Below are 25,890 nucleotides of genomic sequence, written 5' to 3' on the forward strand. Positions count from 1 at the left end.
CGGATGTCAGCAGAAATAATGACGTGCCAGCCATGCCGGCAAGCAAAAAACCAGTTAAACAACGAAGGTCCAACCCTTGCAGGGTTGGACCTTCGTGAATCAGCTAAAGCTAATCACGATCTCTGCACGAGGCAGAAGCCGGAATTAGTTGCCGGTCAGCTTCTCGCGCAGTGCAGCCAGTGCTTCGTCCGAAGCCAGGGTGCCTGCATCGGTGGCTGGTGCCTCCGAGGAGTACGAAGCTGGAGCTGGCTCGGAACCACCGGCAGCAGCAGGCTCTGCTTCTGCGTCGGCAGCGATAGCGGCAACAACCTGCTTCTTGTGTGCTTCCCAACGCTCCTGGGCAGCAGCGTACTGTGCTTCCCATGCAGCGCGCTGGGTGTCGAAGCCCTCGAGCCATTCGTTCGACTCTGGGTCGAAGCCCTCTGGGTACTTGTAGTTGCCGGCCTCGTCGTACTCTGCAGCCATGCCGTAGAGTGCTGGGTCGAACTCGGTGCCCTCTGGGTCAACACCTTCGTTAGCCTGCTTGAGCGACAGCGAGATGCGGCGGCGCTCCAGGTCGATGTCGATGACCTTGACGAACAGTTCGTCGCCAACGGAGACAACCTGCTCAGCCAGTTCAACGTGGCGAACTGCAAGCTCGGAGATGTGAACCAGGCCTTCGATGCCGTCTTCGACGCGTACGAACGCACCGAATGGAACCAGCTTGGTAACCTTGCCCGGTACAACCTGACCCAGTGCGTGGGTGCGGGCGAAGGTCTGCCAAGGATCTTCCTGGGTAGCCTTCAGCGACAGGGAAACGCGCTCGCGGTCCAGATCGACTTCCAGAACCTCTACGGTTACTTCCTGGCCAACCTCGACAACCTCGGATGGGTGGTCGATGTGCTTCCAGGACAGCTCGGAAACGTGTACCAGGCCGTCTACGCCGCCCAGGTCCACGAATGCACCGAAGTTGACGATGGAGGAAACAACGCCCGGACGAACCTGGCCCTTTTCCAGCTTGTTGAGGAAGGTCGAGCGAACCTCGGACTGGGTCTGCTCGAGCCATGCACGGCGGGAAAGCACAACGTTGTTGCGGTTCTTGTCCAGCTCGATGATCTTGGCTTCGATTTCCTGGCCGATGTATGGAGCCAGGTCGCGCACACGGCGCATCTCGACGAGCGATGCTGGCAGGAAGCCACGCAGGCCGATGTCCAGGATGAGGCCACCCTTGACAACCTCGATGACGGTACCGGTAACGACGCCGTCCTCTTCCTTGATCTTTTCGATGTCGCCCCAAGCGCGCTCGTACTGCGCACGCTTCTTGGACAGGATCAGGCGGCCTTCCTTGTCTTCCTTGGTCAGGACCAAGGCTTCGACGCTGTCGCCAACGGTGACAACTTCACCTGGGTCAACGTCGTGCTTGATGGAAAGCTCGCGGGAAGGGATGACACCTTCGGTCTTGTAACCGATGTCGAGCAGAACTTCGTCGTGGTCAACCTTGACGACGGTGCCTTCGACGAGGTCACCATCGTTGAAGTACTTGATGGTGGCGTCGACTGCGGCCAAGAAGTCCTCAGCAGATCCAATGTCGTTGATTGCGACGACTGGTGCGCTGTTGTTCTCGTTCGAGGTGATGGTCATGTAGTAGGGACTCCGATGTGGATAGATTTGATCAGTCGAAACCCCGGAAGTCCCGGAATTTCGAAGGGGGTAGAACATGAATGCGGACATGACGAAGCCATGGCACGCTGTTCAAGTCTACGCGCCTAGCACACCGCGGGTCAAAGCGTAACCCGCTAACATCCTCGCCAGCATTTTGTGAACTTCGTCATATCAACCGGATAATGCGACCCGTCCCACTAGAAACCGTGCGGCGTGAAACCCTCGCGAGCCACGCTGAACAAGTGAACCCAGTCCCCCGCAGCTCCCCCGCCGACCAGTTCGGCGCGTCCCGAATCCAGCAATTGGTCCAGCTGCACGGTGCCCAGGTACAGTCCAGCCAGCTCCCGCTCCGAAAGCGCCACGCGCGGCAGCCCGGAGTCGGCCTGCCCGTCCTCGATCCGGCTCACCGTGGCGCGGGAATCGGACACCTCGAAGAGGTAGGTTCCGGAGATCAGCTCCAGCCGGTCGCTCACGCTCAATAGCAGCCGGGCATCGCGCTGGTAGCCGCGCGCTTGGAAGGCGGCAACAACATCGAGCACGCGCAGCCACAGCACATCGTCAATGGAACGCACGTGGTAGTCCCGCACGTTCTCCAGCACCTGGCGCAGTGGATCGGCCACCGGGCCTTGGCCATGCACTTCTTCGACCAGATCATGGTTGCCCAGGTACTCGAAGAGCTTGATGCGCGCGGCGTCGCTGGTGGCCACCAACTTGTGCACCACCAGCTTCGCCTTGGGCTCGTCCCAGCCGCCGAACTTGTAGGTGGCGAATCCGCCGAGCTGGCCAGCGTCATCGTAGTAGGCGGCAAAACGCAGGTTCTTCGGCTTCTCCAGGGTCTCCCAGGTGTCCCAGCGGCCCAGGGCAAAGCCATTGTCGAACTCGGTGCTGTCCACGGATCCGAACGTCTGCTCGAGCGCGCGCACGGCCAGCGCGGCATAACCGGGCCCGAAATGCTGCGGATCGGCGTCCACCACCCGGCCGGGTACCTGCACGCGCAACTTCACCCCGTGGGCGCACTTGAGCGTGAATCGGCTTTGGTAGGTAGCTGGCTCGAAGCCGTACCGCCCGTAGATCGTCGCTTCCGACGCGGTCAAAGCCGCAATAGGGAAACCCGCCTGCTGGGCATAGGCCAGGTCGGCGGTGATTTGCCTGGACAGGATGCCGCGGCGCCGATAGCTCGGCGCGACGGTGACCGCGGAGATCTTGTGCGTTGCCACCGGCGCCTCGCCGCCGGCATTCAGCAGCCCGGGGAATGCTCCATAGGTGTGCACCGGGTAGGTTGCATGGCGCGAGTGCGGTTCGGCCTGCTGATCGAACACCAGGGAGAAGCGCATTTTCTGCGCATAAGTCAGGTCCAGGTAGTGCGTCCAATTGGGCTCTTCGGGCAGCTGCTCGTAGAAGCCGATCCCGGTGGCCTGATGGAACAGCTTGATCGATTCGTCGAGTTCCGGACTGCGGATCGCAGCCTGGCAGGTCCGGGTTTCCAGCTGCGGCGGGGTCTCTGGTCTCATCGTGCTCCTTGGCGAGGAAATCGGCTGATCACAGTCTATGCGCCTGTCCGGCCGGCGCAAGGGGTGCATTCACCAGGCAGCGGAGAGCGTGGTGAACCGCAGGCCGGAATCCAGCACCTGCCCCAGCCCGAGCGCCACGCCCTTGGCAGTACCCGAGGCGGGCTGGTTGAAGTGCCCGATGCCGACGTCCCCGGCGGCCAGCTGGCGGACCTGGGCGGCCACGGCTTGCGCGCCAAAGGTCGCCCCGGCGTCCAGGTTGACGGTGAAGTTCATCGGCACCACGCCCAGGTCCCGGCACATTGCCGCGCCGGCTTCGTCCATATGGGCGGTGCCGGAGCGGAAGAATTTCGCGGTGATGCCGAATTGGTCGGCAAGATACCGCTGGTTACCCATCACCTCGTCGTAGGCCTGGCCGATCGACTCCGTGCCCCCGATGCCGTAGGCTGCCTGCCCGGAAGTGGCCAGCGGGGCGTGGCTGGTTCCGTGGTTGGCGATCTCGAACAGCTCGTCGCTTACCAGCTCGTCCATCAGCCGCGCATTGGCGCGTGCCCAGCGTTCGTTCACGAAGAGGGTCGCGGGCACCTGCATGGCACGCAAGGCGTCCAGCAGGGCCCCATCCACTCCCGAGCCCCGGGGTCCCCCGCAGGCATCGAAGGTCAACGCCGCGGCGGCATTGCCCTTGGGCAGGCCCAGCTCGATGCCCGGGACTTCCAGCCCGAACTGCCCTGCAGGAACATTCTTGAACTTTTCCATGACCTGGCTCCGGCTCGGATACACCGTCTGGAGGCTGGCGGTAGGCCGGGGCGAAGCAGTGGCGGTGGGCGAAGGACTCGCCATTGCCGAGGCCGACGCGGACCCGGCTCGTTCCGCCGGTCCGCCGGTACTGCAACCGGAGACCACCGCGGCGGCCAGCGCCCCCAGCCCCAGGCTTCCGGTTTTCAGCGCCCAACGGCGCGAGTAGTGCTCCAAGTTCGTCTCTTTCCCCAAGCCCATTCGATCCTGCCGAAAGGGGCAGGAACACCCGCGGTGCCCCTGCCCCTTTCGATTGCTGCCCCTAGTGCGCGGCGTCGTGCCAGGTCCGGCCGATGCCCGGCTGGACATCCAGCGGCACCAGCAGATCTGCGGCCTGTCCCATTTCGCGGGTCACCAGCTCCTGCACTGCTTCCAGCTCCCCCTCGGCGATCTCCAGGATGAGTTCGTCATGGACCTGCAGCAGCATCCGGGACTTGTACTGCCCAGCGCGCAGTCCCTCATCGATGCGCAGCATGGCCACCTTCACCAGGTCGGCGGCCGAACCCTGGATCGGGGCGTTCAACGCGGCACGCTCGGCGATGTCGCGCAGCCGGCGATCCGAGCTGTTCAGCTCCGGCAGGTAGCGGCGGCGTCCGAAAATGGTTTCGGTGTAGCCATCCTTGCGGGCCTGGTCGACGACCGAACGCAGGTAGGTGCGCACGGCACCGAAGCGGTCGAAGTAGTCCTTCATCAGCTTGCGGGCCTCATCCACGCCGATCTTCAGCTGCTTGGACAGCCCGAAGCTGCTCAGCCCATAGGCCAGGCCGTAGCTCATCGCCTTGACCTTCGAGCGCATCTCCGAGGTGACCTCGTCCGGCTCGACGTTGAACACGCGCGAACCGACATAGCGGTGCAGGTCCTCGCCGTTCTGGTAGGCCTCGATCAGCCCCTCGTCTTCGGACAGGTGCGCCATGATGCGCATTTCGATCTGCGAGTAGTCCACTGTCAGCAGGCTCTGGTAGCCGGCCCCGACCATGAAGACGTCGCGGATGCGACGTCCCTCTTCCGAACGCACCGGGATGTTCTGCAGGTTCGGGTTCAGGCTGGAGAGGCGCCCGGTCGCGGCCACGGTCTGCGCATAGGTGGTGTGGATCCGGCCATCATCGTGGGTGGCCTTGAGCAGGCCGTCCACGGTCTGGCGCAGCTTGATCGCGTCGCGGTAGGCCATCAGCGCGACCAGGAACGGGTGCCCGGTCTTGACCAGCAGATCCTGCAGCGACTCGGCATCGGTGGTGAAACCGGTCTTGATCTTCTTGGTGCGCGGCAGATCCAGCTCTTCGAACAACACCACCTGCAGCTGCTTCGGGCTGGAGAGGTTGACTTCGTGGCCGATCGCGGCGAACGCGTCGTTGGTGGCCTGGTCCACCTGCTCGGTGAAGTGGGCACGCAGTTCGTTCAGGCGATCCACGTCCACTGCCACGCCGGCGCGTTCCATCTCGAAGAGCACCGGAATCAGCGGCAGCTCCATCTCGGCAGCCAGTTTGTCCGCGTGCTTCTCGGCCAGCTTGGTAGCCAGGTAGGCGGAGAGGTCGTGGATGGCCTGCGCCTGGGCCAACGTTGGCTCGGCAAGATCCGAAGTGAGCCCCAGATCCAGTTCGCCCCTCTTGGCCTGATGCACCGGCACGGCGTACTTCAGGTGGTACTGCACCACGTCCACCAGGTCGTGGCTGCGGCGATCGGGCTGGATCAGGTAGGCGCTGATCAAGGTGTCGTCCTTGATGCCGGCGATCCGAAGCCCGCGCTCGATGAGCAGGTGCATGGCGGCCTTGGCATCGTGGAAGAGCTTCGGCGCGTTCTCATCGGCCAGGAACTGCGCAAGCACGCCTTCGGTGGCTTCATCGAGTTCGGCCAGTTCCAGCCAGAGGGCTTCCGACCCGCGGAAAAGGGCCAGACCCACGGCTTCGCCGTCAACCGCAGCAGGCTGGATTGCGATCGGCGCGCCCTTCCCGGCCCCGATGAATCCGCCCAGTGCGTCGGCATCGGCGCCGAGCACCCGGGAGAATTCGGCAACTTCGGGTGCCGCTTCCTCTTCCTGGGCTGCAAACAGGTCGAACAGGCGCTTGCGCAGGGTGTTGAATTCCAGCGCGTCGAACAGGTTCTCGATCTCTTCGCGGTTCGGGGCTTCGAGTTCCATCTGATCGAGCGTGACCGGGAGTTCCAGGTCGTGCTTGAGCTGGTTCAACCGGCGGTTGCGGGTCACGTTGTCCACGTGCTCGCGCAGCGACTCGCCGACCTTGCCCTTGATGTTCTCCACATTCTCCAGGATGCCAGCCAGGTCCCCGTAGAGGTTGATCCATTTGGCGGCGGTCTTCGGCCCCACGCCTGGCACACCGGGCAAGTTATCCGCGGTTTCGCCGACCAGAGCCGCCAAATCCGAGTAGCGCTCGGGACGCACGAAGTACTTGGCTTCCACCGCTGCGGCATCCATCGGCGGGATATCGCTGATGCCCTTCTTCGGGTACAGCACCAGGGTCTTGTCGGTGATCAGCTGGAAGGCGTCGCGGTCGCCGGACACCACCAGCACGTTGAAACCGGCTTCTTCGCCCTGGGTGGCCAGCGTGGCCAGGATGTCATCGGCTTCGAAGCTCTCCAGGGTGATCGAAGGGATGTTCATCGCCTTCATGACTTCCTGGATCAGATCGATCTGCCCGTAGAACTCTTCGGGCGTCTTATTGCGTCCGCCCTTGTACTCGGTGTACTCCAGCGAGCGGAAAGTCGGGGTGTCCAAGTCGAAGGCCACCGCAACGTGGGTGGGCTTTTGCTGGCGGATCATCGTCAGCAGCATCGATACGAATCCGTGCACGGCATTGGTGTGCTGGCCGGTGCTTGTTGCGAAGTTCTCTGCAGGCAGCGCATAGAACGCGCGGAAGGCCATGGAGTGTCCGTCAATAATCAGCAGTCTCTTGTCCGACGAGGCAGTCGGTTTGGTAGTTTCGCTCACACCTGAAAGCCTAGTTGCCATGAGCGACAATTTCACTTCTCGAACCACGCAATCTTCGGCACATCCGTTTGCCGCGCAGCTGGCCCGCCACGGCATTCCCGAATCCATGTGGCCCTACCTGCTGCACAATGGCGTGGGCGAACTCGTGGAGAAACTGGAAATCATCTTCACCGGGTTCGAACCCCAGCGCGTTGCCGCCACCATGCCGGTGGCGGGCAACACCCAGGTCTACGGCATCCTGCATGGCGGCGCTTCGGCGGCACTTGCCGAAACCCTCGGTTCGATGGCCGCTGCGCTGCACGGTGCCGGCCGGGCCAACCCGGTCGGCGTGGATTTGAACATCACCCACCACAAGGCCGGGCGCACCGGGCTGGTCACCGGGGTATGCACGCCGGTGCATCTGGGCCGCAGCAGCACCTGCCATGAGATCGTGATCAGCAATGAGCAGGGCCAGCGTGTCGCGACCGCTCGCATCACCAATATGCTGCTGCCGGTCGAAAACTGATCCCCGCAGGCGCCGTTCGCGCCAAGCGCGGCGGATCCGGCTTTTCCGGAGCGCTGGCCCTGGCCGGCTGGTCCCCTTGGCCGTTTAGCCGATCGCGTAGCGCGAGAGGAAGATATCCGCGCCGAGCTCGGTGATCCCCAGGGCCGAGAGCTGCGTGCTGATCCCGCGGCCAAAGATATTGGCCCCGTCGCCCAGCACCTCCGGAACGGTGACCAGAAGCAGCTCATCGAGCGCATCGGCTTCGACGAACGCTCCAGCCAGGTCGGCACCGCCAACCACCCACACGTCCCCGGCCCCTGCGCTCTGGGCGATGTCCCGGCTCCAGAAGCCCACCTCGCCGCGGATGAAGGTCAGGTCCGCTCCGGGCAGTGTCGGCAGTTCATGGTGTGTGAAGACCCACACCGGCTTCTCGCCGAACACCCACGGCACGGTTCCCTCGGCAGCATCACGGACGATGTTCTCGTAGGTCTTGCCACCGATCACTACGGCGCCGACGCTCCCGAAGAACTCGTCGAAATGCTTTTTCACTCCCGGCTGCGTGGCATAGGGGATGAACCATTGGACGCTTCCGCTGCGATCGGCGATAAAACCATCGATGGAGGCACCCACGTAGTACTTGAAGCTAGTCATGGCTCCAGTCTAGGGGTGCCTCCATCGAAGGCAATATCAAGTTGTCGAGGGACCCGAAAATCGTGTCGGATCCACCCGCAGCCGCGAGCAGTTCCTAGTGGCTCGAGGAGAAGCCCAGGATCGCTTCGCTCAGCTGCGGCACGATCAGCACCACGCCGAAGAGGACGATCAGGCCGCAAATCGCGAAGCAAGCGTAGGCTCCGGCATTGCTCAGGCTCTGGTTGCGGCCCTCGTCCTTGGCAACTGCCAGCAGGCGGACGCCGAAGGAGTAGGCCGCCACGATCGCCATCGCGGAAAACCAGGTGATGGCGGCGACGATGAGAAAGGCTGTCCAGTCAATCATGAATTATCGGCTTCCTTCTGCGCTGCGGCAGCCTTGGCCAGCTTGGCTTCCGCCTTGGCCTTGGCACGGCGTTCCTTCTTGGTCAGGATGTTCACCGCTGCGCCCGAGTTATCGATGTCGGAAATGTTCGACTCGTGGTCATGCGGCTGCTTGCGCGAGAGGAACCAGATGGTCAGCATGGCGCCGGTGCCGGCGATCGCGACGATCACGATGCCGATGGTGCCCAGGTGGGTGATCGCTGCGGCCACGCCGCCAACGGCCGCGGCTGCTGGCAGGGTGAACAGCCAGCCCAACGCGATGCGTCCTGCGGTGCCCCAGCGGACTTCGCCGCCCTTGCGGCCCATGCCCGAACCGATCACGGAGCCGGAGGCTACCTGGGTGGTGGACAGCGCGAAGCCCAGGTGCGAGGAGGTCAGGATCGCCGAAGCGGTGGACATCTCGGCTGCGAAGCCCTGCGCGGGCTTCACGTCGGTCAGGCCCGAACCCATGGTGGCGATGATGCGCCAGCCGCCGGTGTAGGTACCCAGCGCGATGGCGAAGGCACAGGTGGCAACAACCCAGAACTGCACGCCGGAGTCGGAATCCTGCAGGCCAGAAGCCACCAGGGTCAGGGTGATGATGCCCATGGTCTTCTGCGCATCGTTAGTGCCGTGGGACAGCGCGACCAGCGAGGAAGAGAAGATCTGCCCGTAGCGGAAGCCGCCGCGCTTGGGCGCCGCTCCATTCTCGCGCTTGGTGATCGCGTAGGCCAGCTTGGTGCACAGGTACGCGGAGATGCCGGCGATCACCGGCGCGCACAGGGCCGGAAGCAGCACCTTGGAGAGCAGCACGCTGTAGTTCACCGAGGCGAAGCCTGCACCGACGATCGCGGCGCCTACCAGGCCGCCGAACAATGCGTGGGAGGAGCTCGAAGGCAGTCCCAGCAACCAGGTGAACAGGTTCCAGATCACGGCGCCCATCAGGCCGGCGAAAATCATCGCCGGCCCAATAGCCACGCCCGAGGTCGGGTCTTCGTTGATGATGCCACCTGAAATGGTCTTCGCTACCTCGGTGGAGAGGAATGCGCCAACCAGGTTCAGAATTGCGGCGAGGGCAACTGCCTTCTTAGGGGAAATTGCTCCGGTTGCGATTGGGGTGGCCATCGCATTGGCCGTGTCATGGAAACCATTGGTGAAGTCGAAAAACAACGCCAAGGCAATGACCAGGACGACGATAAGCGTCAAATCCATTGAATACCAGCCTGAGGGGTCGAACGGCAAGGAAAAAGAGAACGGGCCAGAAATAGGATCCTGCGAAAGGCATTGGCGTGCAGGACTTCGTTCTAAGCGCAATTTCCATCTTAGGCGTACGGCGCAGTACGTCAATCCGGAACTTCAACCCCATCCGGGGAAAACTCGGATGAACAACTGGTTACCAGAGGGTTAACTAGCCTCCAAGCGCGGTATCGGCGCATCGCAGGCATAAAAAATGTGCGCCAAACCATAAGTGGCTTGGCGCACAATCCAGTGCTTGGCGGTCCCTACTTGACCTGGTCGACGACCGTCTCGGCAACCTGGCGCATGCTCAGGCGGCGATCCATGGAGGTCTTCTGGATCCAGCGGAACGCTTCCGGCTCGGTCAAGCCCATCTTGGTGATGAGCAGCGACTTGGCGCGATCAACCAGCTTGCGGGTTTCGAACTGCTCGGCCAGGTTGCTGACTTCTTCCTCCAGCGCGCGCAGCTCGTCATTGCGGGAAATCGCGATTTCGATGGCCGGAGTGAGGTCTGCCGGGGTGAACGGCTTGACCACGTAGGCCATGGCACCGGCTTCGCGGGCACGCTCCACCAGTTCCTTCTGGCTGAAGGCGGTCAGCAAGACGACCGGGGCGATGCGTTCCTTGACGATGGCTTCGGCGGCGGTGATGCCATCCATGACCGGCATCTTCACGTCCATGAGCACCAGATCGGGCTTCAATTCGCGCGCCTTCTCCAGGGCGGTCTGGCCGTTGTCGGCTTCGGCGACGACGTCGTACCCTTCGGAACGGAGAATTTCGACGATATCCAAGCGGATCAGGGTTTCATCCTCGGCAACGACCACTCGACGCGGAGTGGATTGCACCTCGGATGGGATGCGGGTGATTTCAGGTAGTTCGCTCATTGGCGCCTTCCTCCATGGTCAGAAATCCTGCCCGCTGAATGGGCAGTATCTAGATGGTTTCAGTTCAGCGAAGCCACGTTGCCTCGGTTTCACATCTAAGCCTACTGGCATGTACTCTTGTTGAGGCGAAGACGCGAGGTTCCTGATTAGGAAATCTGGAAAACCTCTAGTAAAGTAGTCAAAGTGCCAGCCCAAGTGGCGGAATCGGTAGACGCGCCGCACTCAAAATGCGGTATCGAAAGATGTGTGGGTTCGAGTCCCACCTTGGGCACCAGCATGAAGGCCGTTGGATCGGAAATTGTCCGGTTCAACGGCCTTTTTTTGCGCGCGCAACCACAGGGCACGTGCTCGAGTTCACAATCGCGCTTTGCGGGCGCCAAGGCAAAAAATCCGCCCTGCTCCAGAATTCTGGAGCAGGGCGGATTTTCTTGCCTCAGCTAGTGCGCGAAAGAGCGTCTACAGGTTTTTCGGCGTGGAGACGTTTTCCGGTGCCCACGGACCGACCTTCTCGCGAGCAGGCATCGGCTTGCCATTGACCAGCTGGCCGGCATCGGCGAGGTCGCCGACCTTGTGCACGCGCAGCGAGTTGGTGGACCCTGCCTGTCCCGGAGGGGACCCGGCGGCGATGCACACGATGTCGTTGAGCTCCGCCAGGCCTTCGGAGAGCAGCGCCTCGTCCACCTGGGCGGTCATCTTGTCAGTGTGGTCGGCGTAGGCCACCAGGCGTGCCTGCACACCCCACATCAGGGTCATGATGTTGTAGGTCTGCTGCAGCGGGGTGAAAGCCAGGACCGGCTTCTTCGGGCGCAGGCGCGAGAGGCGCCGTGCCGAGTCGCCGGACTGGGTGAAGGCGACGATGTACTTCGCGTCGAGCTGATCGGCGATCTCCACCGCGGCACGGGTGATCGCGCCGCCGCGGGTCTTCGGCTGGGAGCCCAAGCGGGGAATGCGATCCAGGCCGTGCTGCTCGGTCGAGGAGATGATGCGCGACATGGTCTCCACGGTTTCCACCGGGTACGCGCCCACGGAGGTCTCCCCCGAGAGCATGACCGCGTCGGCGCCGTCGAGCACCGCATTGGCGCAGTCCGAAGCCTCGGCGCGGGTCGGGGTCGGCGATTCGATCATCGATTCGAGCACCTGGGTGGCGACGATGACCGGCTTGGCCCAGCGGCGTGCCAGCTCCACGGCACGCTTCTGCACGACCGGAACTTCTTCCAGCGGCAGCTCCACGCCCAAGTCGCCGCGGGCGACCATGATGGCGTCGAAGGCATTGATGATTTCTTCCAGCGCGGCCACGGCCTGCGGCTTCTCGATCTTGGCGATCACCGGCACGCGTCGGCCTTCTTCGTCCATGATCTCGTGCACGCGCTCGATGTCCTCGGCGTTGCGCACGAAGGACAGTGCGACCATGTCGATGCCGGCACGCAGTGCCCAGCGCAGGTCGTCCTCGTCCTTTTCGCTCAATGCGGGAACGTTCACCGCGACGCCTGGCAGGTTGATGCCCTTGTTATTGGACACCTCGCCTCCGACGACAACCTCGGAACGCACCGAGGTCTGGTCAACTGCCAGCGCCTTGAGCTTGACCTTGCCATCGTTGATCAGCAGGAAATCGCCCGGCTGGACATCGGTGGGAAGGCCCTTGAAGGTGGTGGAGCACAGGTTGCGGGTACCTTCGATGTCCTCGATGGTGATGGTGAATTCCTCACCAGCCTCGAGGATGTACTTGGCGTTGTCCTTGAAGCGGCCAAGGCGGATCTTCGGACCCTGCAGGTCGGCGAAGATGCCAACCGCGCGGCCGATCTCCGCGGCCGCATTGCGCACATTCGCCAGGGATTGTGCGTGCATGGAGTGGTCTCCATGGCTCATGTTCAGGCGGGCTACGTCTACGCCCGCCTTCAGTACCGCTACAGTATTTTCATAACTTGCCAGGGCCGGGCCCCAGGTTGCCACAATCTTTGCGCGTCTCATTCCGTCAGCCAAATGCCTTTCATGTTCACATAGGCAAAATGCGGCCCACCCGGCATCCGGGTGCGCCGCATTCAAGCCTATGTCACTCAAATGATGCTGATGGCCCTATCGGTTGGAGCAACCGGTGCAGGAAGGGTAGTCGAACCCATGAGGAACTTGTCGACCGCGGCCGCGCAAGCGCGTCCTTCGGCGATAGCCCACACGATCAGCGACTGTCCCCGACCGGCGTCTCCGGCGACGAATACCGATTCGGTGTTCGTCATGTAGTAGCCATCTCGGGCGACGTTGCCCCGGTTGTCGAATTCGATACTGACCTGTTCGTCCAATCCGGAAACTTCCGGACCGGTGAACCCGAGGGCAAGCAGAACCAGATCCGCTTTGATTACGCGTTCGGTTCCAGGCTTCGGGAGGCGCTTGCCAGCAACAAATTCTGTCTCTGCAACTGTAACACCGATCACCTTGTTTTGCTCAGTTCCCTCGCCGGAGATGAAGTTCACGGTCGAAGCCAGGTAGGTCCGCTCGCCGCCTTCCTCATGGGAGGTCTGCACCTCGAAAAGCACCGGCATCATCGGCCACGGCTGGTCTTCGCGGCGCTCGGTGCCCGGCTGCTGGCCGATGGCTAGCGTCGTGACGCTCGCCGCGCCCTGGCGCAGGGCGGTGCCGATGCAGTCCGAGCCGGTGTCTCCGCCGCCCAGCACGATCACGTGCTTGCCCGCCGCATCGATGCGCGGGGCATCGAGCTGGCCGGCGACCACGCGGTTGCTCTCGGTGAGGAACTCCATGGCATGGTGCACGCCCTCGAGCTTGTTGCCCGGCACCGGCAGCTCGCGCGGCACCGTGGCACCGGTGGCCACGATGACCGCGTCGTAGTCTCGGCGCAGCTGCTTCCAGGAGATGTCCTTGCCGATCTCGATGCCGGTGCGGAAGATCGTTCCTTCGGCTTCCATCTGGGCCAGGCGCAGGTCGATGACCTGCTTCTCCAGCTTGAAGTCCGGGATGCCGAAACGCAGCAGGCCGCCGATGGCTTCGTCGCGCTCGTAGACGGCCACGGTGTGCCCGGCACGGGTCAGCTGCTGGGCGGCGGCCAATCCGGCCGGCCCCGAACCGACGATCGCCACGCGGTGCTCGGTGTGGCGGGCAGGCGGCTGCGGCACGAAGTCGCCGGCGTCCATCAGGTGGCCAGCGAGTTCGGCTTCGACCTGCTTGATGGTCACCGCGGGCTGGTTGATGCCCAGCACGCAGGAGGACTCGCACGGGGCCGGGCACAGCTTGCCGGTGAGCTCCGGGAAATTGTTGGTGCTCAGCAGCCGGGCGGCCGCATCATCCATCCGGCCCCTGTAGGCCAGGTCGTTGAACTCCGGGATCAGGTTGCCCAGCGGGCATCCCGAATGGCAGAACGGGACGCCGCAGTCCATGCAACGGCCGGCCTGCTCCTCCAGGATGCCGGACTTCTGGCGCTCGACGACCTCCTTGTAGTCCATCAGGCGCACCGGCACCGGGCGCTTGGGCTGGGTGACACGTTCGGTCACCTTCAGGAATCCACGTGGATCAGCCACGGGTCACCTCCAAAATCTTGTTCCATACCTGCGGCGAATCCGGGTTCTGCCCGTTGGCTACTGCGTCGCTGCGCAGCTGCTGCACGGCGGCGAAGTCGCGCGGGGTGATGCTGGTCAGCCGGCTGCGGGTTCGTTCCCAGTCCAGCAGCAGGCGGGAGGCCAGCGGGGATGCGGTCAATGCGATGTGCTCGGTGAGCAGCTCGTGGATGCGTTCGGCTTCGGCATCGGTAATCGGCGCTACCAGCAGGTCCGACTGCCCGGCAGCCAGCGGGTTCAGCTTGGCTGCATCGAAGTCCAGCACCCAGGCCACGCCGCCAGAGAACCCGGCGCCGAAGTTGCGGCCGGTGGCCCCCAGGATCAGCACCTGTCCCCCGGTCATGTACTCGCAGCCGTGCTCGCCGATGCCTTCGGTGACAATTGTGGCCCCGGAGTTGCGCACCGCGAAGCGTTCGCCGACCATGCCGTTGATGAACAGTTCGCCGCTGGTGGCGCCGTAGCCGACCACGTTGCCGGCGATGACCTGCTCCTCGGGCTTGGACAGGGTGGTGTGCGGCGGGTGGATCGCGATCCGGCCGCCGGACAATCCCTTGCCGACGTAGTCATTCGCGTCGCCCGAGAGCTTGAGCGTAATGCCCTCGGGAAGGAAGGCGCCCAGCGACTGGCCGGCGCGGCCCGAGAGGTTCACCTTGATGGTGTCCCGCTCCAGGGTCTGCAGCCCGAAGGTCTTGGTCACATGGTGGCCCAGCAGCGTGCCGGTGGAGCGGTCGGTATTCACGATCGCCGCGTCGATGCTGACCGGCAGGCGGTCAGCCAGCGCCGGTCCGGCCGCGGCGAGCAGCTGCTGGTCCAGGTGCGTGTCCAGCCCGTGGTCCTGGCCGATGCGGCGGCGGCGCGCCGCCAGCTCGGTATCCGGCACGTGGGTGATCGCATCCAGCGCCAGCCCGGAGACCTTGTCGTGCGCGGCGAACTGGGCGGGATCGGCCTGGAGCAGTTCGACCTTGCCGATCACCTCGTCCAGGGTGCGCGCCCCCAGCGAGGCGAGCAGCTCGCGCACCTCCTGGGCGATGAACTCGAAGAAGTTCACCACGAACTCGGCCTTGCCGGTGAAGCGTTCGCGCAGCGCAGGATTCTGCGTGGCCACGCCCACCGGGCAGGTGTCCAGGTGGCACACGCGCATCATGATGCAGCCCGAGACCACCAGCGGCGCGGTGGCGAAGCCGAATTCCTCGGCACCCAGCAGGGCGCCGATCAGCACGTCGCGCCCGGTTTTCAGCTGGCCGTCGACCTGCACGGTGACGCGGTCGCGCAACCCGTTGAGGATCAGCGTCTGCTGCGCTTCGGCCAAGCCGATTTCCCACGGGGTGCCGGCATGCTTCAGCGAATTCATCGGCGAGGCGCCGGTGCCGCCATCGTGCCCGGAAATCAGCACGACGTCGGCCTTGGCCTTGGCCACGCCGGCCGCGACGGTGCCGATGCCGGACTCGGAGACCAGCTTCACGTGCACGCGGGCGGAAGGGTTGGCGCACTTCGCGTCGTGGATCAGCTGGGCCAGGTCCTCGATCGAGTAGATGTCGTGGTGCGGCGGCGGGGAGATCAGCCCGACACCCGGGGTGGAGTGGCGAGTCTTGGCGATCCAGGGGTAGAGCTTGGCGCTCATCAGCTGGCCGCCTTCGCCGGGCTTGGCGCCCTGGGCCATCTTGATCTGGATGTCATCGGCGTTGGCCAGGTACAAGCTGGTCACCCCGAAGCGGCCCGAGGCTATCTGCTTGACCGCGCTGCGGCGCACCGGATCGAGCAGCCGCTCCGGATCCTCGCCGCCTTCGCCGGTGTTGGACTTCGCGCCCAGCTGGTTCATCGCGATGGCCAGGGTTTCGTGGGCCTCGGCCGAAATCGAGCCGTAGCTCATCGCGCCGGTGGCGAAGCGCTTCACGATGGAGCTGACCGGCTCCACCTCGTCGATGGCGATCGGGGTGATCCCCTCGGTCTTGAACTTCAGCAGCCCGCGCAGGGTCTTGAGCTGTGCGGCCTGGTCGTCGACGGCCTTGGTGTACTCCTTGAACACGTCGTAGCGGCGGGTGCGGGTGGAGTGCTGCAGGCGGAAGACGGTTTCCGGGTTGAACAGGTGCGGCGGGCCTTCGCGGCGCCACTGGTACTCTCCCCCGGTTTCCAGTTCCAGCGGCTGGGCGCCGCCGTCGATCTCCGGGTAGGCGCGGGCATGGCGGGCGGCGGCCTCGGCGGCCACCACATCCAGCTCGATGCCCGAGAGCTTGGTGGCGGTGCCGGTGAAGTACTGGTCGACCACGCGCTGGGACAGGCCCACGGCCTCGAAGGTCTGCGCGCCGCAGTAGCTGGAGACCGTGGAGATGCCCATCTTGGACATGATCTTCAGCACTCCCTTGCCCAGCGCCTTGATCAGGTTGCTGCTGGCCTGGTGCCCGTCAACTCCGGGCAGCTCGCCGTTCTCGGCCATCTGCTCGACCGATTCCAGGGCGAGGTAGGGGTTGATGGCGCTGGCGCCGTAGCCGATGAGCAGGGCGATGTGGTGCACTTCGCGGGCGTCGCCGGACTCGATGATCAGCGAAACGCGGGTGCGGTTGGAGCTCTTGAGCAGGTGGTGGTGCACCGCGGAGGTCAGCAGCAGCGACGGGATCGGCGCCCAGGCCGCGGAGGAATCGCGGTCCGAGAGCACGATGTAGCGCACCCCGCGGTTCACCGCGGCGGAAACCTTCTCGCAGATTTCCTGCAGGCGGGCGCGCAGCTCGGATTCGCCGCCGGCCGGGCGGTACAGGCCGCGCACCTTCAGCGAGTACTTGGACCCGGATTCGTCGCGCAGGTGCACGATCTTGGCCAGCTGGTCGTTGGTCAGCACCGGGTAGTCCAGCGCGATCTGGGTTTGCGGGACACGGTCCAGGGACAGCAGGTTGCCGTCGGGGCCGATCGCGGTGCCCATCGAGGTGACCAGCTCTTCGCGGATTGCATCCAGCGGCGGGTTGGTGACCTGGGCGAAGGACTGGGTGAAGTAGTCGAACAGCAGGCGCGCCCGGTCAGCCAGGGCGGCAATCGGGGTGTCGGTGCCCATGGCGGCCAGCGGTTCGGCACCGGTGGCGGCCATGGGAGCGAGCAGCACGCGCAGCTCCTCGGTGGTGTAGCCGAAGGTCAGCTGGCGCAGGGCCACGGAGGCGGAGTTGTGGCGCACGTGCTCCAGGTCCGGGAAGTCGGCCAGCGTCTTCAGGTTCTGCGAAACCCATTCGCGCCATGGCTTGGCGGCGGCCACTTCGGCCTTAATCTCGGCGTCCTCGACAATACGCTGGGCGTCCAGGTCCACGGCGAACATCTTGCCCGGGGCGACACGGCCCTTCTTCACGATGTGCTCTTCGTCGACGTCGATCACGCCGACCTCGCTGGCCAGGACCACCAGGCCGTCGTCGGTGACCCACCAGCGGGCTGGGCGCAGGCCATTGCGGTCCAGCACCGCGCCGGCCATCGCGCCATCGGTGAAGCAGACGGCGGCGGGGCCATCCCACGGCTCGATGAGCATGGACTGGTACTGGTAGAAGGCGCGCAGGTCCGCGTCCATCTGATCGTCGTTTTCCCACGGCTGCGGGATCATCATCATGATGGTCTCGGTCACGTTGCGGCCCGAGAGCATGAGCATTTCGGCGACCTCGTCGAAGGAGGCCGAGTCCGAGGCGCCGGCGGTGCAGATCGGGAACAGTTCTTCGGGCACCTCGCCGAGCAGCTCGGATTCCAGGGTCGACTGGCGGGCGCGCATCCAGTTGCGGTTGCCCTTGACGGTGTTGATCTCGCCGTTGTGCGCGATGGTGCGGAAAGGCTGGGCCAGCGGCCACGACGGGAAGGTGTTGGTGGAGAAGCGCGAGTGCACGATCGCGCAGCGGCTGGTGAAGCGGGCGTCGGACAGGTCCGGGTAGAACGGCTCGAGCTGCGCGGTGGAGACCATGCCCTTGTAGACGATGGACTGCGAGGAGAACGAGGCGAAGTACACGCCCATCTTGTTGTGCGCGCGGCGGCGGATGCGCCAGGCGGCGGCGTCCAGCTCGCGGCGGGTGGCGGCCGGGGCGCCAGCGTGGGCGCCGATGAAGATCTGGGCGATGTACGGCATCACCTTGCGGGCCGAGGCGCCGAGCACGTCGGAATCAACCGGTACCTCGCGCCAGCCGAGCACCGCCAGGTTCTCCTCGGCGGCCATGGTTTCCAGTTCTTCCTGGGCGAAGGCACGTTCGCCGGCGTCGGCCGGGAGGAAGCCCATGCCCACGGCGTAGGAGCCGGCGGCGGGAAGATCGAATGCGGTGACGCTGCGCAGGAAGGCGTCGGGCAGATGCAGCAGGATGCCGGCGCCGTCGCCGGTGCCTTCATCGGCCCCGATGGCGCCGCGGTGCTCAAGCCGGCGCAGGGCGGTCAGCGCGTGGGCGACGATCTCGTGGCTGGCATCGTTCTTCAGGGACGCGATCATCGCCAGGCCGCAGGCATCCTTTTCGGCCGCTGGGTCATACAGACCCTGCGCGCCAGGCAGCGCGGAAAAACGGGTGTAGGGCGAGGGGACCTCCTCGCCAAAACCTGGCGAGGCGTTCATCTGGACTCCGGTCATGCTCATGAGCGTGCCTTTCTGTGGTTCATGCAGGATAGGCGCGCGGCAGCCCCCGGTAAAGGGCTTATTCTTGGCAAGGGCTTCCGGCCGCCTGGATGTTTCATCTAGCTGAAACTTTTCGACAGTGCTAAGCGGGGTCTGCTTGCGCATCGAGGTTTCGGGGACGAACATTTCCCACCTCGTTGTGGTGCTACACCAGCTGGCCTTTCCAGGGGTCGATCGACCAGCGTGGCGCGTGGATCACACGTTACGCAGGTTTTGTTTCTCGCATGCGCGTGCTTGTGTTTCAGGAATGTTAAAAACTTCTGCCGCTACCGGCGCGGAAAAAGCAGTTTTTTGCGGGCGGGGATCGCGAAAACCGGTTTTGCCAGCCGGTTTTGATAGCCGCCCAATGTTTCGGGCATGTTGCGCCCGAGGGACGGAAAACTGCCCAGATTTTCCGGACATTTCGCCATATTGGGGCCAGAGCGCGTCATGAAAGCGGATCCGGGCAGCTGCTGGCGCGGCTTAAACCACCGGTGGCCGGCAAGCGTGGATGCTTGCCGGCCACCGGAATGGTGCTATGGAATTATTGCTGCCGCTCTGTGGCGTCGTTGCCCGGATCGGGGCTGGTGCCCGGATCGGAGCTGGACTCCGCCGGTGAGTGCGCGGCGGGCTTGGCGCGATCTGCTTCGACCGGCTGCGCCGGGGCCCTGCCTGGCAGGTAGAACGGATCGACCTGCTGCTTGCGCAGCTTGCCCAGGACCACGATCAGCGCGAGGATGCCGGCGATGGCGATGCCGATCGCCAGCCACTGGTGCACGCGCAGGGCCAGCGGCCCGATGGCGATGATTTCGGCCGGGTCCAGGCGCAGCGATTCGGTGAAGGTGCGGCCGATGCCGTACCAGATCATGTAGCAGCAGAACAGTGCGCCGCGGCGCAGCTTGAACTTCCGGTCCAGCGCGATCAGCACGAAGGCGCCCAGCACATTCCACAGCGACTCGTACAGGAAGGTCGGGTGGAAGAGCGTGTCCGCGGGCAGCCCGGCCGGGAAGTTGTAGCTGTCCGCATCGATCTCCAGGCCCCACGGCAAGTCGGTCGGCGCGCCGAACAGCTCCTGGTTGAACCAGTTGCCCCAGCGCCCGGCCGCCTGCGCCAGCAGCAGGCCGGGCACGGCCGCGTCGACGAAGGCCGAGAGCCGGATGCCGGCTTTCCGGCAACCGATCCACGCTCCGAGTGCACCGAGCGACACCGCGCCCATGATGCCCAGCCCGCCAAGCCAGATCTGCGGGATCTCGGCCAGGTGGGCGGTTTGCCCGCCGAGCCCGAAGTAGTACATCGGGTCGGTGATCAGCACATGGTAGAGGCGTCCGCCGATGATGCCGAAGGGGATCGTCCAGATGGCGATGTCCCAGAGCATGTCGGAGTTGCCGCCGCGGGCGCCGAGGCGCTTGTTGGTCAGCCACAGCGCGATCAGGATGCCCGCGAGGATGCACAGCGCGTAGGCGTGGATGGTCAGCGGGCCGATCGAGATCCTGGCGAATTCCGGCGGCGGCGAAGGGATGGAGGCGGGCAAGGCAAGCGCCAGCTGCGCGGCAAAAGCCATCAGGCCCGTCCGCTCAGTTCGGCGGCCAGGGCGCCCACGGCCGGCACTCCCCCGTCACACAGGGCGGCGACCAGCGCGGTGCCGACGATCACGCCGTCGGCGTAGGCGCCGATTTCTTCCACGTGCTCGCGGCGCGAGACGCCCAGGCCCACGCAGGCATTCTCGGCGCCGGCGTTGTGGGCGGCGGCGACCACTGCCTGCGCGGCGGAGGAAACCTCGGTACGGGCGCCGGTGACGCCCATCAGCGACACGCAGTAGACGAAGCCGGAGGACGCATCCACGGTGCGCTGCACCCTCGCTTCGGTGGACGAAGGGGCAATGAGGAACACGCGCTCCAGGCCGTGCTTCTCGCTGGCCTGGATCCATTCGGCGGCCTCGTCGGGCACCAGATCCGGGGTGATCAGGCCGGCGCCGCCGGCTTCGGCGAAGCGCCGGGAGAACTCGTCCACGCCCAGGCGCAGCACCGGGTTCCAGTAGGTCATGACCATTACGGCCACGTCGGTGCGTTCGGTGATTCCGCGCACGATGTCGAAGATCTGCGGGACCTTGAAGCCGTTGGCCAGCGCCTGCACGGTCGCTTCCTGGATCACCGAACCGTCCATCACCGGGTCGGAGTACGGGATGCCGATCTCGATGACATCCACGCCGTTCTCGGCCAGCGCCACGGCGGCCTCGATGCTGGTGGCGACGTCGGGGAAGCCGGCAGGCAGGTAGCCGATGAGGGCCGGGCGGCCCTCGGCGCGGGCTGCGGCGATCTTCTGGGCGCTGGTCACGCGGGTCATCTACTTCTCCTCGGATTTCTGCGAGCCGGAGTTCTGCGCAGTGGCCGCGTTGATTTCGGCCTCGGCGTCTTTTTCATCGATCATGTTGAACCAGGCGGCAGCGGTGCCCACGTCCTTGTCCCCGCGGCCCGAGAGGTTCGCGATGATGATGGTCTCTTCGGGGACCGCGCCTTCGGCGATCTTGCGCGCCGCCAGGCGGATGGTGCCGGCCAGGGCGTGCGCGGACTCGATCGCCGGCAGGATGCCCTCGGTGCGGCACAGCGCCTTGAACGCGTCCATCGCCTCGGTGTCGGTGACCGGCTCGTACTTCACGCGGCCGATGTCGGCCAGGTAGGCGTGCTCCGGGCCGACGCCCGGGTAGTCCAGGCCCGCGGAGATGGAGTGCGATTCGACGGTCTGCCCGTCCTCGTCCTGCATCAGGTAGGACTTCGCGCCATGCAGCACGCCCGGGCGGCCCAGGGTGATGGTCGCGGCGTGGCGGTCGGTGTCCACGCCGTCGCCGCCGGCCTCGTAGCCGTAGATCTCCACCTCGGGATCGTCGAGGAAGCCGTGGAAGATGCCTATCGCGTTCGATCCGCCGCCGATGCAGGCGGTCACCGCGTCGGGCAGGCGGCCGGCCTGGGCCAGGATCTGCTCGCGGGCCTCGTCGCCGATGACCTCGTGGAAGTAGCGGACCATGGCCGGGAACGGTGCGCCGCCGGCGGCAGTGCCCAGCAGGTAGTGGGTGTTATCCACGTTGGCCACCCAGTCGCGCAAAGCCTCGTTGATCGCGTCCTTCAGCGTCTGGGAGCCGACGGTGACCGGGATGACGGTAGCGCCGAGCAGGCGCATGCGCGCGACATTCAGCGCCTGCCGGCGGGTGTCTTCCGCGCCCATGTAGACCACGCATTCCAGGCCCATCAGGGCCGCGGCGGTGGCCGAGGCGACGCCGTGCTGGCCGGCACCGGTCTCGGCGATGATGCGGGTCTTGCCCATGCGCTTGGCCAGCAGCGCCTGGCCGAGCACGTTGTTGATCTTGTGGCTGCCGGTGTGGTTCAAGTCCTCGCGCTTGAGGAAGATCCGCACCCCGCCGCAGTACTGCTCGGAAAAGCGCTTGGCTTCGGTGAGCAGGGAGGGGCGCCCCGAGTAGTTCTTGTTCAGGTCCTTGACCTGGGCGATGAACTCGGGGTCGTTCTTGGCCGCTTCGAAGGTCTCGTTCAGCTCGTCCATGGCGGCCATGAGGGACTCGGGCATCCATCGCCCGCCGTAGGCACCAAAGTACGGGCCGCTTGCGTGCCTTAGCGACTGTGCATCGATCGACTGGCGGTGCTCGGAGTTTTCCGGAGTGCTCATCGATTCCCTCTTTCCTCGTACGGAGCTTGATTCGTGGTAAGTCTCGTGCCCCGCCGGAAACTCCTGCGGGGCACGAAAAGCAGTTCTGGGTCCTTCGCCGCCGTGCGCGGCTAGCGCTGCGGCTTGGCGCCGGTACCGGCTTTGATGAACGCGGCGACCGAAGCGCGCGGATCGGCATGCTTCACCAGCGCTTCGCCGACCAAGACCGCGTCGGCGCCGGCCGCACCGTATTGGACGACCTGTTCGGTGGATTCCACACCGGACTCGGCGACGATCACCGCCTGGGCCGGCAGCAGCGGAGCGAGCTTGCCGAAGGTGGCTGGATCGACGTCCAGCGTCTTCAGGTTGCGCACGTTCACGCCGATGATCTTCGCTCCGGCCTTGCTGGCGCGGGCGATTTCTTCCTCGGTGTGGGTCTCCACCAGGGCGTTCATTCCCAGCTGGTGAGTCAATTCTAGGAAAGATGCCAGCAATTCATCATTCAGCGCCGCAACAATGAGCAACACGAGGTCAGCGCCGTGGGCGCGGGCTTCGTAGATCTGGTACTCGTCGACCGTGAAATCCTTGCGCAGCACCGGAATCTGCACGGCAGCGCGTACCGCGTCGAGATCCTGGAGCGAACCGCCGAAGCGGCGGGCTTCGGTGAGCACGGAAATCACCGAGGCGCCACCGGCCTCGTATTCTGCGGCCAGTACGGCAGGCTCCGGGATATCTGCCAGCGCGCCCTTGGACGGGGACTTGCGCTTGACCTCGGAGATGACACGCAGCGTGGTGTCGCGGGCGGCCTGGTCGGCGTGGCCACCGAGCGCGGCGAAAGCATCGCGCGCAGGAGCTGCCGCTGCCGCGGCCTGCTTGATCGCTTCCAGGCTGGTGATTGCGCGACGGGCGCCCAGGTCTTCCCGGACGCCTGCGATGATCTCATCAAGAACAGTCAATTTAGTGCGATGCTCCGCTGCGAGCGCCGCCCACGCCGAAACCGGCTGCCTTCAGGATCCAGCCCAGGAGCAGGCCAACCACCATGATGCCGCAACCGACCCAGACGATGGACCAGGCGAAGTAGGCGAAGGCGATGCCGGCCACGATTGAACCGGCAATCATGGTCAGTACGCAGGCCCACGCTGCGATGGAGTTACCGTGGCCAATCTCTTCGGTGTATACCGGATCGAGCTCGGTGTTCTGCGACATGTTCGATGTCTCCTCATGTTGTGATGCTGCGTCCCGGCAGGGCGTTGCTGCCCGGGACGTTGGTCTTCAGGTTCCATTCTGCCACCTGCGCGCGGGAACCTCCTATTCCGGAAGCCTTCGTTTCGCGCCGGTGGTGCGAATCACGATCCGCGCGGGTTATTTCCGGCCAGCAGTCGGGTCTTCGCCGTCCGAGAGCTGCTCCCAGCTGGCGATGTTGCGCGAGGACTGGTCCTTGGGCTCCGCGCTGGACCTTGCCGCTTGCCGATCGTACTTGCTGGCCTTGGCGGGCCAGCGGCCGGCGAAGACGAACACCAGCACGGCCTGCAGCGCCATCAGCGCTCCGGCGAACACCGCGACCGCTGGCCACGCGCTGAGCGTGTACTCGCCGACGTTCTGGGCCAGTCCGGTAGCTTCGGCCACGGTGGTGGAGGCGACGGCCTGCGGATCGCGCAGCGCCCCGAGGCCGGCGGCAACCACGGTGGCACCGGCGAGCAGGCAGATCGCCGCAATGATGTAGCGGGCGATCTTCCCGGCGATCAGCAGCGCCAGCGAACCGGCCAGCACCACCACGGAGACCGCGGTGACCGAGGCGGCCGCGGTGGCGCCGTCGATGGCGATCTGCGGGATCTGCACGGAGCTGGAGGCCACGTCGACGGTGATCCACGTGCGGGTGGCCGACCAGAGGCCGATCAGTGCGCCGGCCATGCCGAAGAGGGCGAGGGTGCGGGCGCTGGTCAATTTCTTCACTTCGTTTCACCTGATTCGGTGTTGATGTTGTGGGCCGCACGCATCGACTGCGCAGCCCAGACGGCGCGCAGCGGAGCGGCTGCCTTGTTCACGGTTTCCAGAGCTTCGTCGGCGAACTTCGAGTCGTTGACGATGCCGCCGCCGGCTTGCACATAGGCGCGTTCCCCCTTGAGCAGGGCGGAGCGGATGGCGATGGCCATGTCCATGTCGCCGGCGAAGTCCAGGTAGCCGACCACGCCGCCGTAGATGCCGCGGCGGTACGGTTCGTACTCGTCCAGCAGCTGCAGGGCGCGGGGCTTCGGTGCGCCGGAGAGCGTGCCGGCCGGGAAGGTCGCGGCGAGCACGTCGTAGGCGTCCACGTCGTCGCGGGTCTTGCCGACCACGTTGGAGACCAGGTGCATGATGTGGCTGAAGCGCTCGACCTCCATGAACTGGGTGACTTCCACGGTGCCGGCCTTGCAGACCCGCGAGAGGTCGTTGCGCGAAAGGTCAACCAGCATCAGGTGCTCGGCGCGTTCCTTCTCGTCGTTGAGCAGCGACTTCTCGTGCAGCTGGTCGTCCTCGTAGTTCGCCCCGCGCGGGCGGGAACCGGCGATCGGGTGGGTGACCACATGCGAATCGTTGACGGTGACCAGCGCTTCGGGCGAGGAGCCGACGATCTCGAACCGTTCGCCGTCCTCGTTGACGAAGTTGAACAGGTACATGTACGGGCTCGGATTGGTCGCGCGCAGCACGCGGTAGACATCCAGCGCGTCGGCCTGCGTTTCCAGCTCGAAGCGGCGCGAGACGACGATCTGGAAGACCTCGCCGTCCACGATCGCGGTCTTGGACTTGGCCAGCGCCATGAGGTACTCGTTCTCATCCCAGGAGTGGGTGACAGCTTCCATCAGGGTTTCGCGCGGCACATCGGTACCGGTGAGCACCGCCGCGGCCGAATCCACCGGCACCGAGAGCTGGTCGAGCATCGCCTGCAGGCGGGTGACGGCACCGTCGTAGGCCTCGTCGACATTCTCGTCGCTGCCATCGAAGTTGATCGCGTTGGCGATCAGCGTGACGGTGCCTTCGGCCGCATCATGGGCAGCCATGTCGGCGACCAGGTTCATGCTCAGCTCGGGCAGGTTCAGATCGTCTGCCGGAGGGTTGGGCAGCTTCTCCCAGTGGCGCACGCATTCCCAGCCGATGAAGCCGACCATGCCGCCGGTCAGTGGCGGCATGCCGGGAACGGGTTCGGTCTTCAGCGCGCGCACGGTGTCGCGCAAGACCTCCACGCCCGCGCCGCCGGTGGGCAGGCCAGCTGGCGCATGGCCCTGCCAGTAGGCTTCTGAACCACGGGTGCTCAGCGTTGCCGGGGAGTTCACTCCAATGAAGGAATAGCGGCTCCAGACACCGCCCGGGGCAGCCGATTCCATCAGGAAAGTGCCCGGGCGGCCCTGCGCCAGGGTGCGGTAGAGGCCGATGGGCGTGAGCGAGTCAGCCAGCACGGTGATGGTCACGGGGATGACACGACGGTTCGCGGCCATGGCGCGGAAGGACTCGCGGGACGGGGAAATCTTGCCAAGGGTTTTCATCTGTGTTCTTCTTCTACGTATTCTTCGAGCGCGTGCTGCGATGCGCAGCTGGGCGCGGCAT

General features: G+C 65.0%; 21 protein-coding genes and 1 tRNA gene. 3 read left to right on the forward strand and 19 right to left on the reverse strand.

What is annotated here, in order from left to right; genetic code table 11:
* Window positions 1–144 precede the first annotated feature (144 nt).
* From rpsA to ACFVHU_RS02810, 3 genes are all read right to left on the reverse strand, one after another.
* Window positions 145–1,620: a 30S ribosomal protein S1 gene (gene rpsA, locus ACFVHU_RS02800; RefSeq protein ID WP_013349277.1), complete on the reverse strand. Its 1,476-nt coding sequence runs from the start codon at window positions 1,618–1,620 to the stop codon at window positions 145–147.
* Between the two features lie 218 nt (window positions 1,621–1,838).
* Window positions 1,839–3,152, reverse strand: coding sequence for a GNAT family N-acetyltransferase (locus ACFVHU_RS02805; RefSeq protein ID WP_166650792.1), 1,314 nt, complete (start codon window positions 3,150–3,152; stop codon window positions 1,839–1,841).
* A gap of 69 nt (window positions 3,153–3,221) precedes the next feature.
* Window positions 3,222–3,905, reverse strand: a complete 684-nt coding sequence (locus ACFVHU_RS02810) for a polysaccharide deacetylase family protein (RefSeq protein ID WP_388022341.1) — start codon at window positions 3,903–3,905, stop codon at window positions 3,222–3,224.
* On the opposite strand from ACFVHU_RS02810, the gene ACFVHU_RS02815 reads away from it, so the two are divergent.
* Complete coding sequence (locus tag ACFVHU_RS02815; protein WP_286134100.1) at window positions 3,892–4,113, forward strand: hypothetical protein; 222 nt, start codon at window positions 3,892–3,894, stop codon at window positions 4,111–4,113. The genes ACFVHU_RS02810 and ACFVHU_RS02815 overlap by 14 nt on opposite strands.
* 93 nt (window positions 4,114–4,206) lie before the next feature.
* On the opposite strand, the gene polA is transcribed toward ACFVHU_RS02815, so the two are convergent.
* On the reverse strand, window positions 4,207–6,819 hold the full coding sequence (gene polA / locus ACFVHU_RS02820) for a DNA polymerase I (protein WP_388022960.1): 2,613 nt from the start codon (window positions 6,817–6,819) through the stop codon (window positions 4,207–4,209).
* Between the two features lie 85 nt (window positions 6,820–6,904).
* On the opposite strand from polA, the gene ACFVHU_RS02825 reads away from it, so the two are divergent.
* The gene (locus tag ACFVHU_RS02825) at window positions 6,905–7,390 is read left to right on the forward strand and encodes a hotdog fold thioesterase (RefSeq protein WP_105656699.1); all 486 of its coding nucleotides are present in this window, start codon (window positions 6,905–6,907) and stop codon (window positions 7,388–7,390) included.
* 84 nt (window positions 7,391–7,474) lie between these two features.
* On the opposite strand, the gene ACFVHU_RS02830 is transcribed toward ACFVHU_RS02825, so the two are convergent.
* The 4 genes from ACFVHU_RS02830 to ACFVHU_RS02845 form a co-directional block, all read right to left on the reverse strand.
* Window positions 7,475–8,020, reverse strand: coding sequence for a dihydrofolate reductase family protein (locus ACFVHU_RS02830; protein WP_105656700.1), 546 nt, complete (start codon window positions 8,018–8,020; stop codon window positions 7,475–7,477).
* 94 nt (window positions 8,021–8,114) lie between these two features.
* Window positions 8,115–8,363, reverse strand: coding sequence for a hypothetical protein (locus ACFVHU_RS02835; protein ID WP_105656701.1), 249 nt, complete (start codon window positions 8,361–8,363; stop codon window positions 8,115–8,117).
* A complete protein-coding gene (locus tag ACFVHU_RS02840; protein WP_105656702.1) occupies window positions 8,360–9,592 on the reverse strand; it encodes an inorganic phosphate transporter in 1,233 nt (410 codons plus the stop codon). Before ACFVHU_RS02840 ends, ACFVHU_RS02835 begins: the two co-directional genes overlap by 4 nt.
* Before the next feature lie 290 nt (window positions 9,593–9,882).
* Window positions 9,883–10,500, reverse strand: coding sequence for an ANTAR domain-containing response regulator (locus tag ACFVHU_RS02845; RefSeq protein ID WP_105656703.1), 618 nt, complete (start codon window positions 10,498–10,500; stop codon window positions 9,883–9,885).
* A 189-nt stretch (window positions 10,501–10,689) separates the two neighbouring features.
* Here ACFVHU_RS02845 and ACFVHU_RS02850 point away from each other — a divergent pair.
* Window positions 10,690–10,774, forward strand: a tRNA-Leu gene (locus tag ACFVHU_RS02850).
* Window positions 10,775–10,956: 182 nt separating this feature from the next.
* On the opposite strand, the gene pyk is transcribed toward ACFVHU_RS02850, so the two are convergent.
* From pyk to ACFVHU_RS02905, 11 genes are all read right to left on the reverse strand, one after another.
* Window positions 10,957–12,468: a pyruvate kinase gene (pyk, locus tag ACFVHU_RS02855; protein WP_133834232.1), complete on the reverse strand. Its 1,512-nt coding sequence runs from the start codon at window positions 12,466–12,468 to the stop codon at window positions 10,957–10,959.
* 86 nt (window positions 12,469–12,554) lie between these two features.
* Window positions 12,555–14,024, reverse strand: a complete 1,470-nt coding sequence (locus ACFVHU_RS02860; RefSeq protein WP_105656705.1) for a glutamate synthase subunit beta — start codon at window positions 14,022–14,024, stop codon at window positions 12,555–12,557.
* On the reverse strand, window positions 14,017–18,636 hold the full coding sequence (gltB, locus tag ACFVHU_RS02865) for a glutamate synthase large subunit (protein WP_388022346.1): 4,620 nt from the start codon (window positions 18,634–18,636) through the stop codon (window positions 14,017–14,019). The genes ACFVHU_RS02860 and gltB overlap by 8 nt, the downstream gene beginning before the upstream one ends.
* Before the next feature lie 305 nt (window positions 18,637–18,941).
* Window positions 18,942–19,106, reverse strand: a complete 165-nt coding sequence (locus ACFVHU_RS02870; RefSeq protein WP_181149008.1) for a hypothetical protein — start codon at window positions 19,104–19,106, stop codon at window positions 18,942–18,944.
* A 92-nt stretch (window positions 19,107–19,198) separates the two neighbouring features.
* On the reverse strand, window positions 19,199–20,215 hold the full coding sequence (gene lgt, locus ACFVHU_RS02875) for a prolipoprotein diacylglyceryl transferase (protein WP_286134569.1): 1,017 nt from the start codon (window positions 20,213–20,215) through the stop codon (window positions 19,199–19,201).
* Entirely contained in the window at window positions 20,215–20,997 is a 783-nt protein-coding gene (gene trpA / locus ACFVHU_RS02880; protein ID WP_388022350.1) for a tryptophan synthase subunit alpha, read from the reverse strand. Before trpA ends, lgt begins: the two co-directional genes overlap by 1 nt.
* On the reverse strand, window positions 20,998–22,329 hold the full coding sequence (gene trpB / locus ACFVHU_RS02885; protein ID WP_105656707.1) for a tryptophan synthase subunit beta: 1,332 nt from the start codon (window positions 22,327–22,329) through the stop codon (window positions 20,998–21,000).
* Between the two features lie 110 nt (window positions 22,330–22,439).
* Entirely contained in the window at window positions 22,440–23,264 is an 825-nt protein-coding gene (gene trpC, locus ACFVHU_RS02890; protein WP_105656708.1) for an indole-3-glycerol phosphate synthase TrpC, read from the reverse strand.
* A gap of 1 nt (window position 23,265) precedes the next feature.
* The gene (locus ACFVHU_RS02895; protein ID WP_105656709.1) at window positions 23,266–23,514 is read right to left on the reverse strand and encodes an HGxxPAAW family protein; all 249 of its coding nucleotides are present in this window, start codon (window positions 23,512–23,514) and stop codon (window positions 23,266–23,268) included.
* 156 nt (window positions 23,515–23,670) lie between these two features.
* Window positions 23,671–24,261: a Trp biosynthesis-associated membrane protein gene (locus tag ACFVHU_RS02900; RefSeq protein WP_388022355.1), complete on the reverse strand. Its 591-nt coding sequence runs from the start codon at window positions 24,259–24,261 to the stop codon at window positions 23,671–23,673.
* Window positions 24,258–25,829 carry an anthranilate synthase component I gene (locus ACFVHU_RS02905; RefSeq protein ID WP_388022357.1) on the reverse strand — a complete coding sequence of 524 codons (1,572 nt, stop codon included), beginning with the start codon at window positions 25,827–25,829 and terminating at the stop codon, window positions 24,258–24,260. Before ACFVHU_RS02905 ends, ACFVHU_RS02900 begins: the two co-directional genes overlap by 4 nt.
* Window positions 25,830–25,890: the final 61 nt, after the last annotated feature.

This window comes from Glutamicibacter sp. NPDC127525 (assembly GCF_042672105.1).
Lineage (GTDB): Bacteria > Actinomycetota > Actinomycetes > Actinomycetales > Micrococcaceae > Glutamicibacter.

Excerpts from the sequence above, each read along its gene's own strand:
- trpB (WP_105656707.1), bottom strand. The coding sequence starts at position 22,329 with ATGAGCACTCCGGAAAACTCCGAGCACCGCCAGTCGATCGATGCACAG.
- lgt (WP_286134569.1), bottom strand. The coding sequence starts at position 20,215 with ATGGCTTTTGCCGCGCAGCTGGCGCTTGCCTTGCCCGCCTCCATCCCT.
- ACFVHU_RS02810 (WP_388022341.1), bottom strand. The coding sequence starts at position 3,905 with ATGGAAAAGTTCAAGAATGTTCCTGCAGGGCAGTTCGGGCTGGAAGTC.
- ACFVHU_RS02830 (WP_105656700.1), bottom strand. The coding sequence starts at position 8,020 with ATGACTAGCTTCAAGTACTACGTGGGTGCCTCCATCGATGGTTTTATC.
- ACFVHU_RS02895 (WP_105656709.1), bottom strand. The coding sequence starts at position 23,514 with ATGTCGCAGAACACCGAGCTCGATCCGGTATACACCGAAGAGATTGGC.
- gltB (WP_388022346.1), bottom strand. The coding sequence starts at position 18,636 with ATGAGCATGACCGGAGTCCAGATGAACGCCTCGCCAGGTTTTGGCGAG.
- pyk (WP_133834232.1), bottom strand. The coding sequence starts at position 12,468 with ATGAGACGCGCAAAGATTGTGGCAACCTGGGGCCCGGCCCTGGCAAGT.
- ACFVHU_RS02825 (WP_105656699.1), top strand. The coding sequence starts at position 6,905 with ATGAGCGACAATTTCACTTCTCGAACCACGCAATCTTCGGCACATCCG.
- ACFVHU_RS02840 (WP_105656702.1), bottom strand. The coding sequence starts at position 9,592 with ATGGATTTGACGCTTATCGTCGTCCTGGTCATTGCCTTGGCGTTGTTT.
- ACFVHU_RS02905 (WP_388022357.1), bottom strand. The coding sequence starts at position 25,829 with ATGAAAACCCTTGGCAAGATTTCCCCGTCCCGCGAGTCCTTCCGCGCC.
- ACFVHU_RS02845 (WP_105656703.1), bottom strand. The coding sequence starts at position 10,500 with ATGAGCGAACTACCTGAAATCACCCGCATCCCATCCGAGGTGCAATCC.
- rpsA (WP_013349277.1), bottom strand. The coding sequence starts at position 1,620 with ATGACCATCACCTCGAACGAGAACAACAGCGCACCAGTCGTCGCAATC.
- trpA (WP_388022350.1), bottom strand. The coding sequence starts at position 20,997 with ATGACCCGCGTGACCAGCGCCCAGAAGATCGCCGCAGCCCGCGCCGAG.
- ACFVHU_RS02870 (WP_181149008.1), bottom strand. The coding sequence starts at position 19,106 with ATGACGCGCTCTGGCCCCAATATGGCGAAATGTCCGGAAAATCTGGGC.
- ACFVHU_RS02805 (WP_166650792.1), bottom strand. The coding sequence starts at position 3,152 with ATGAGACCAGAGACCCCGCCGCAGCTGGAAACCCGGACCTGCCAGGCT.
- ACFVHU_RS02835 (WP_105656701.1), bottom strand. The coding sequence starts at position 8,363 with ATGATTGACTGGACAGCCTTTCTCATCGTCGCCGCCATCACCTGGTTT.
- polA (WP_388022960.1), bottom strand. The coding sequence starts at position 6,819 with ATGGCCTTCCGCGCGTTCTATGCGCTGCCTGCAGAGAACTTCGCAACA.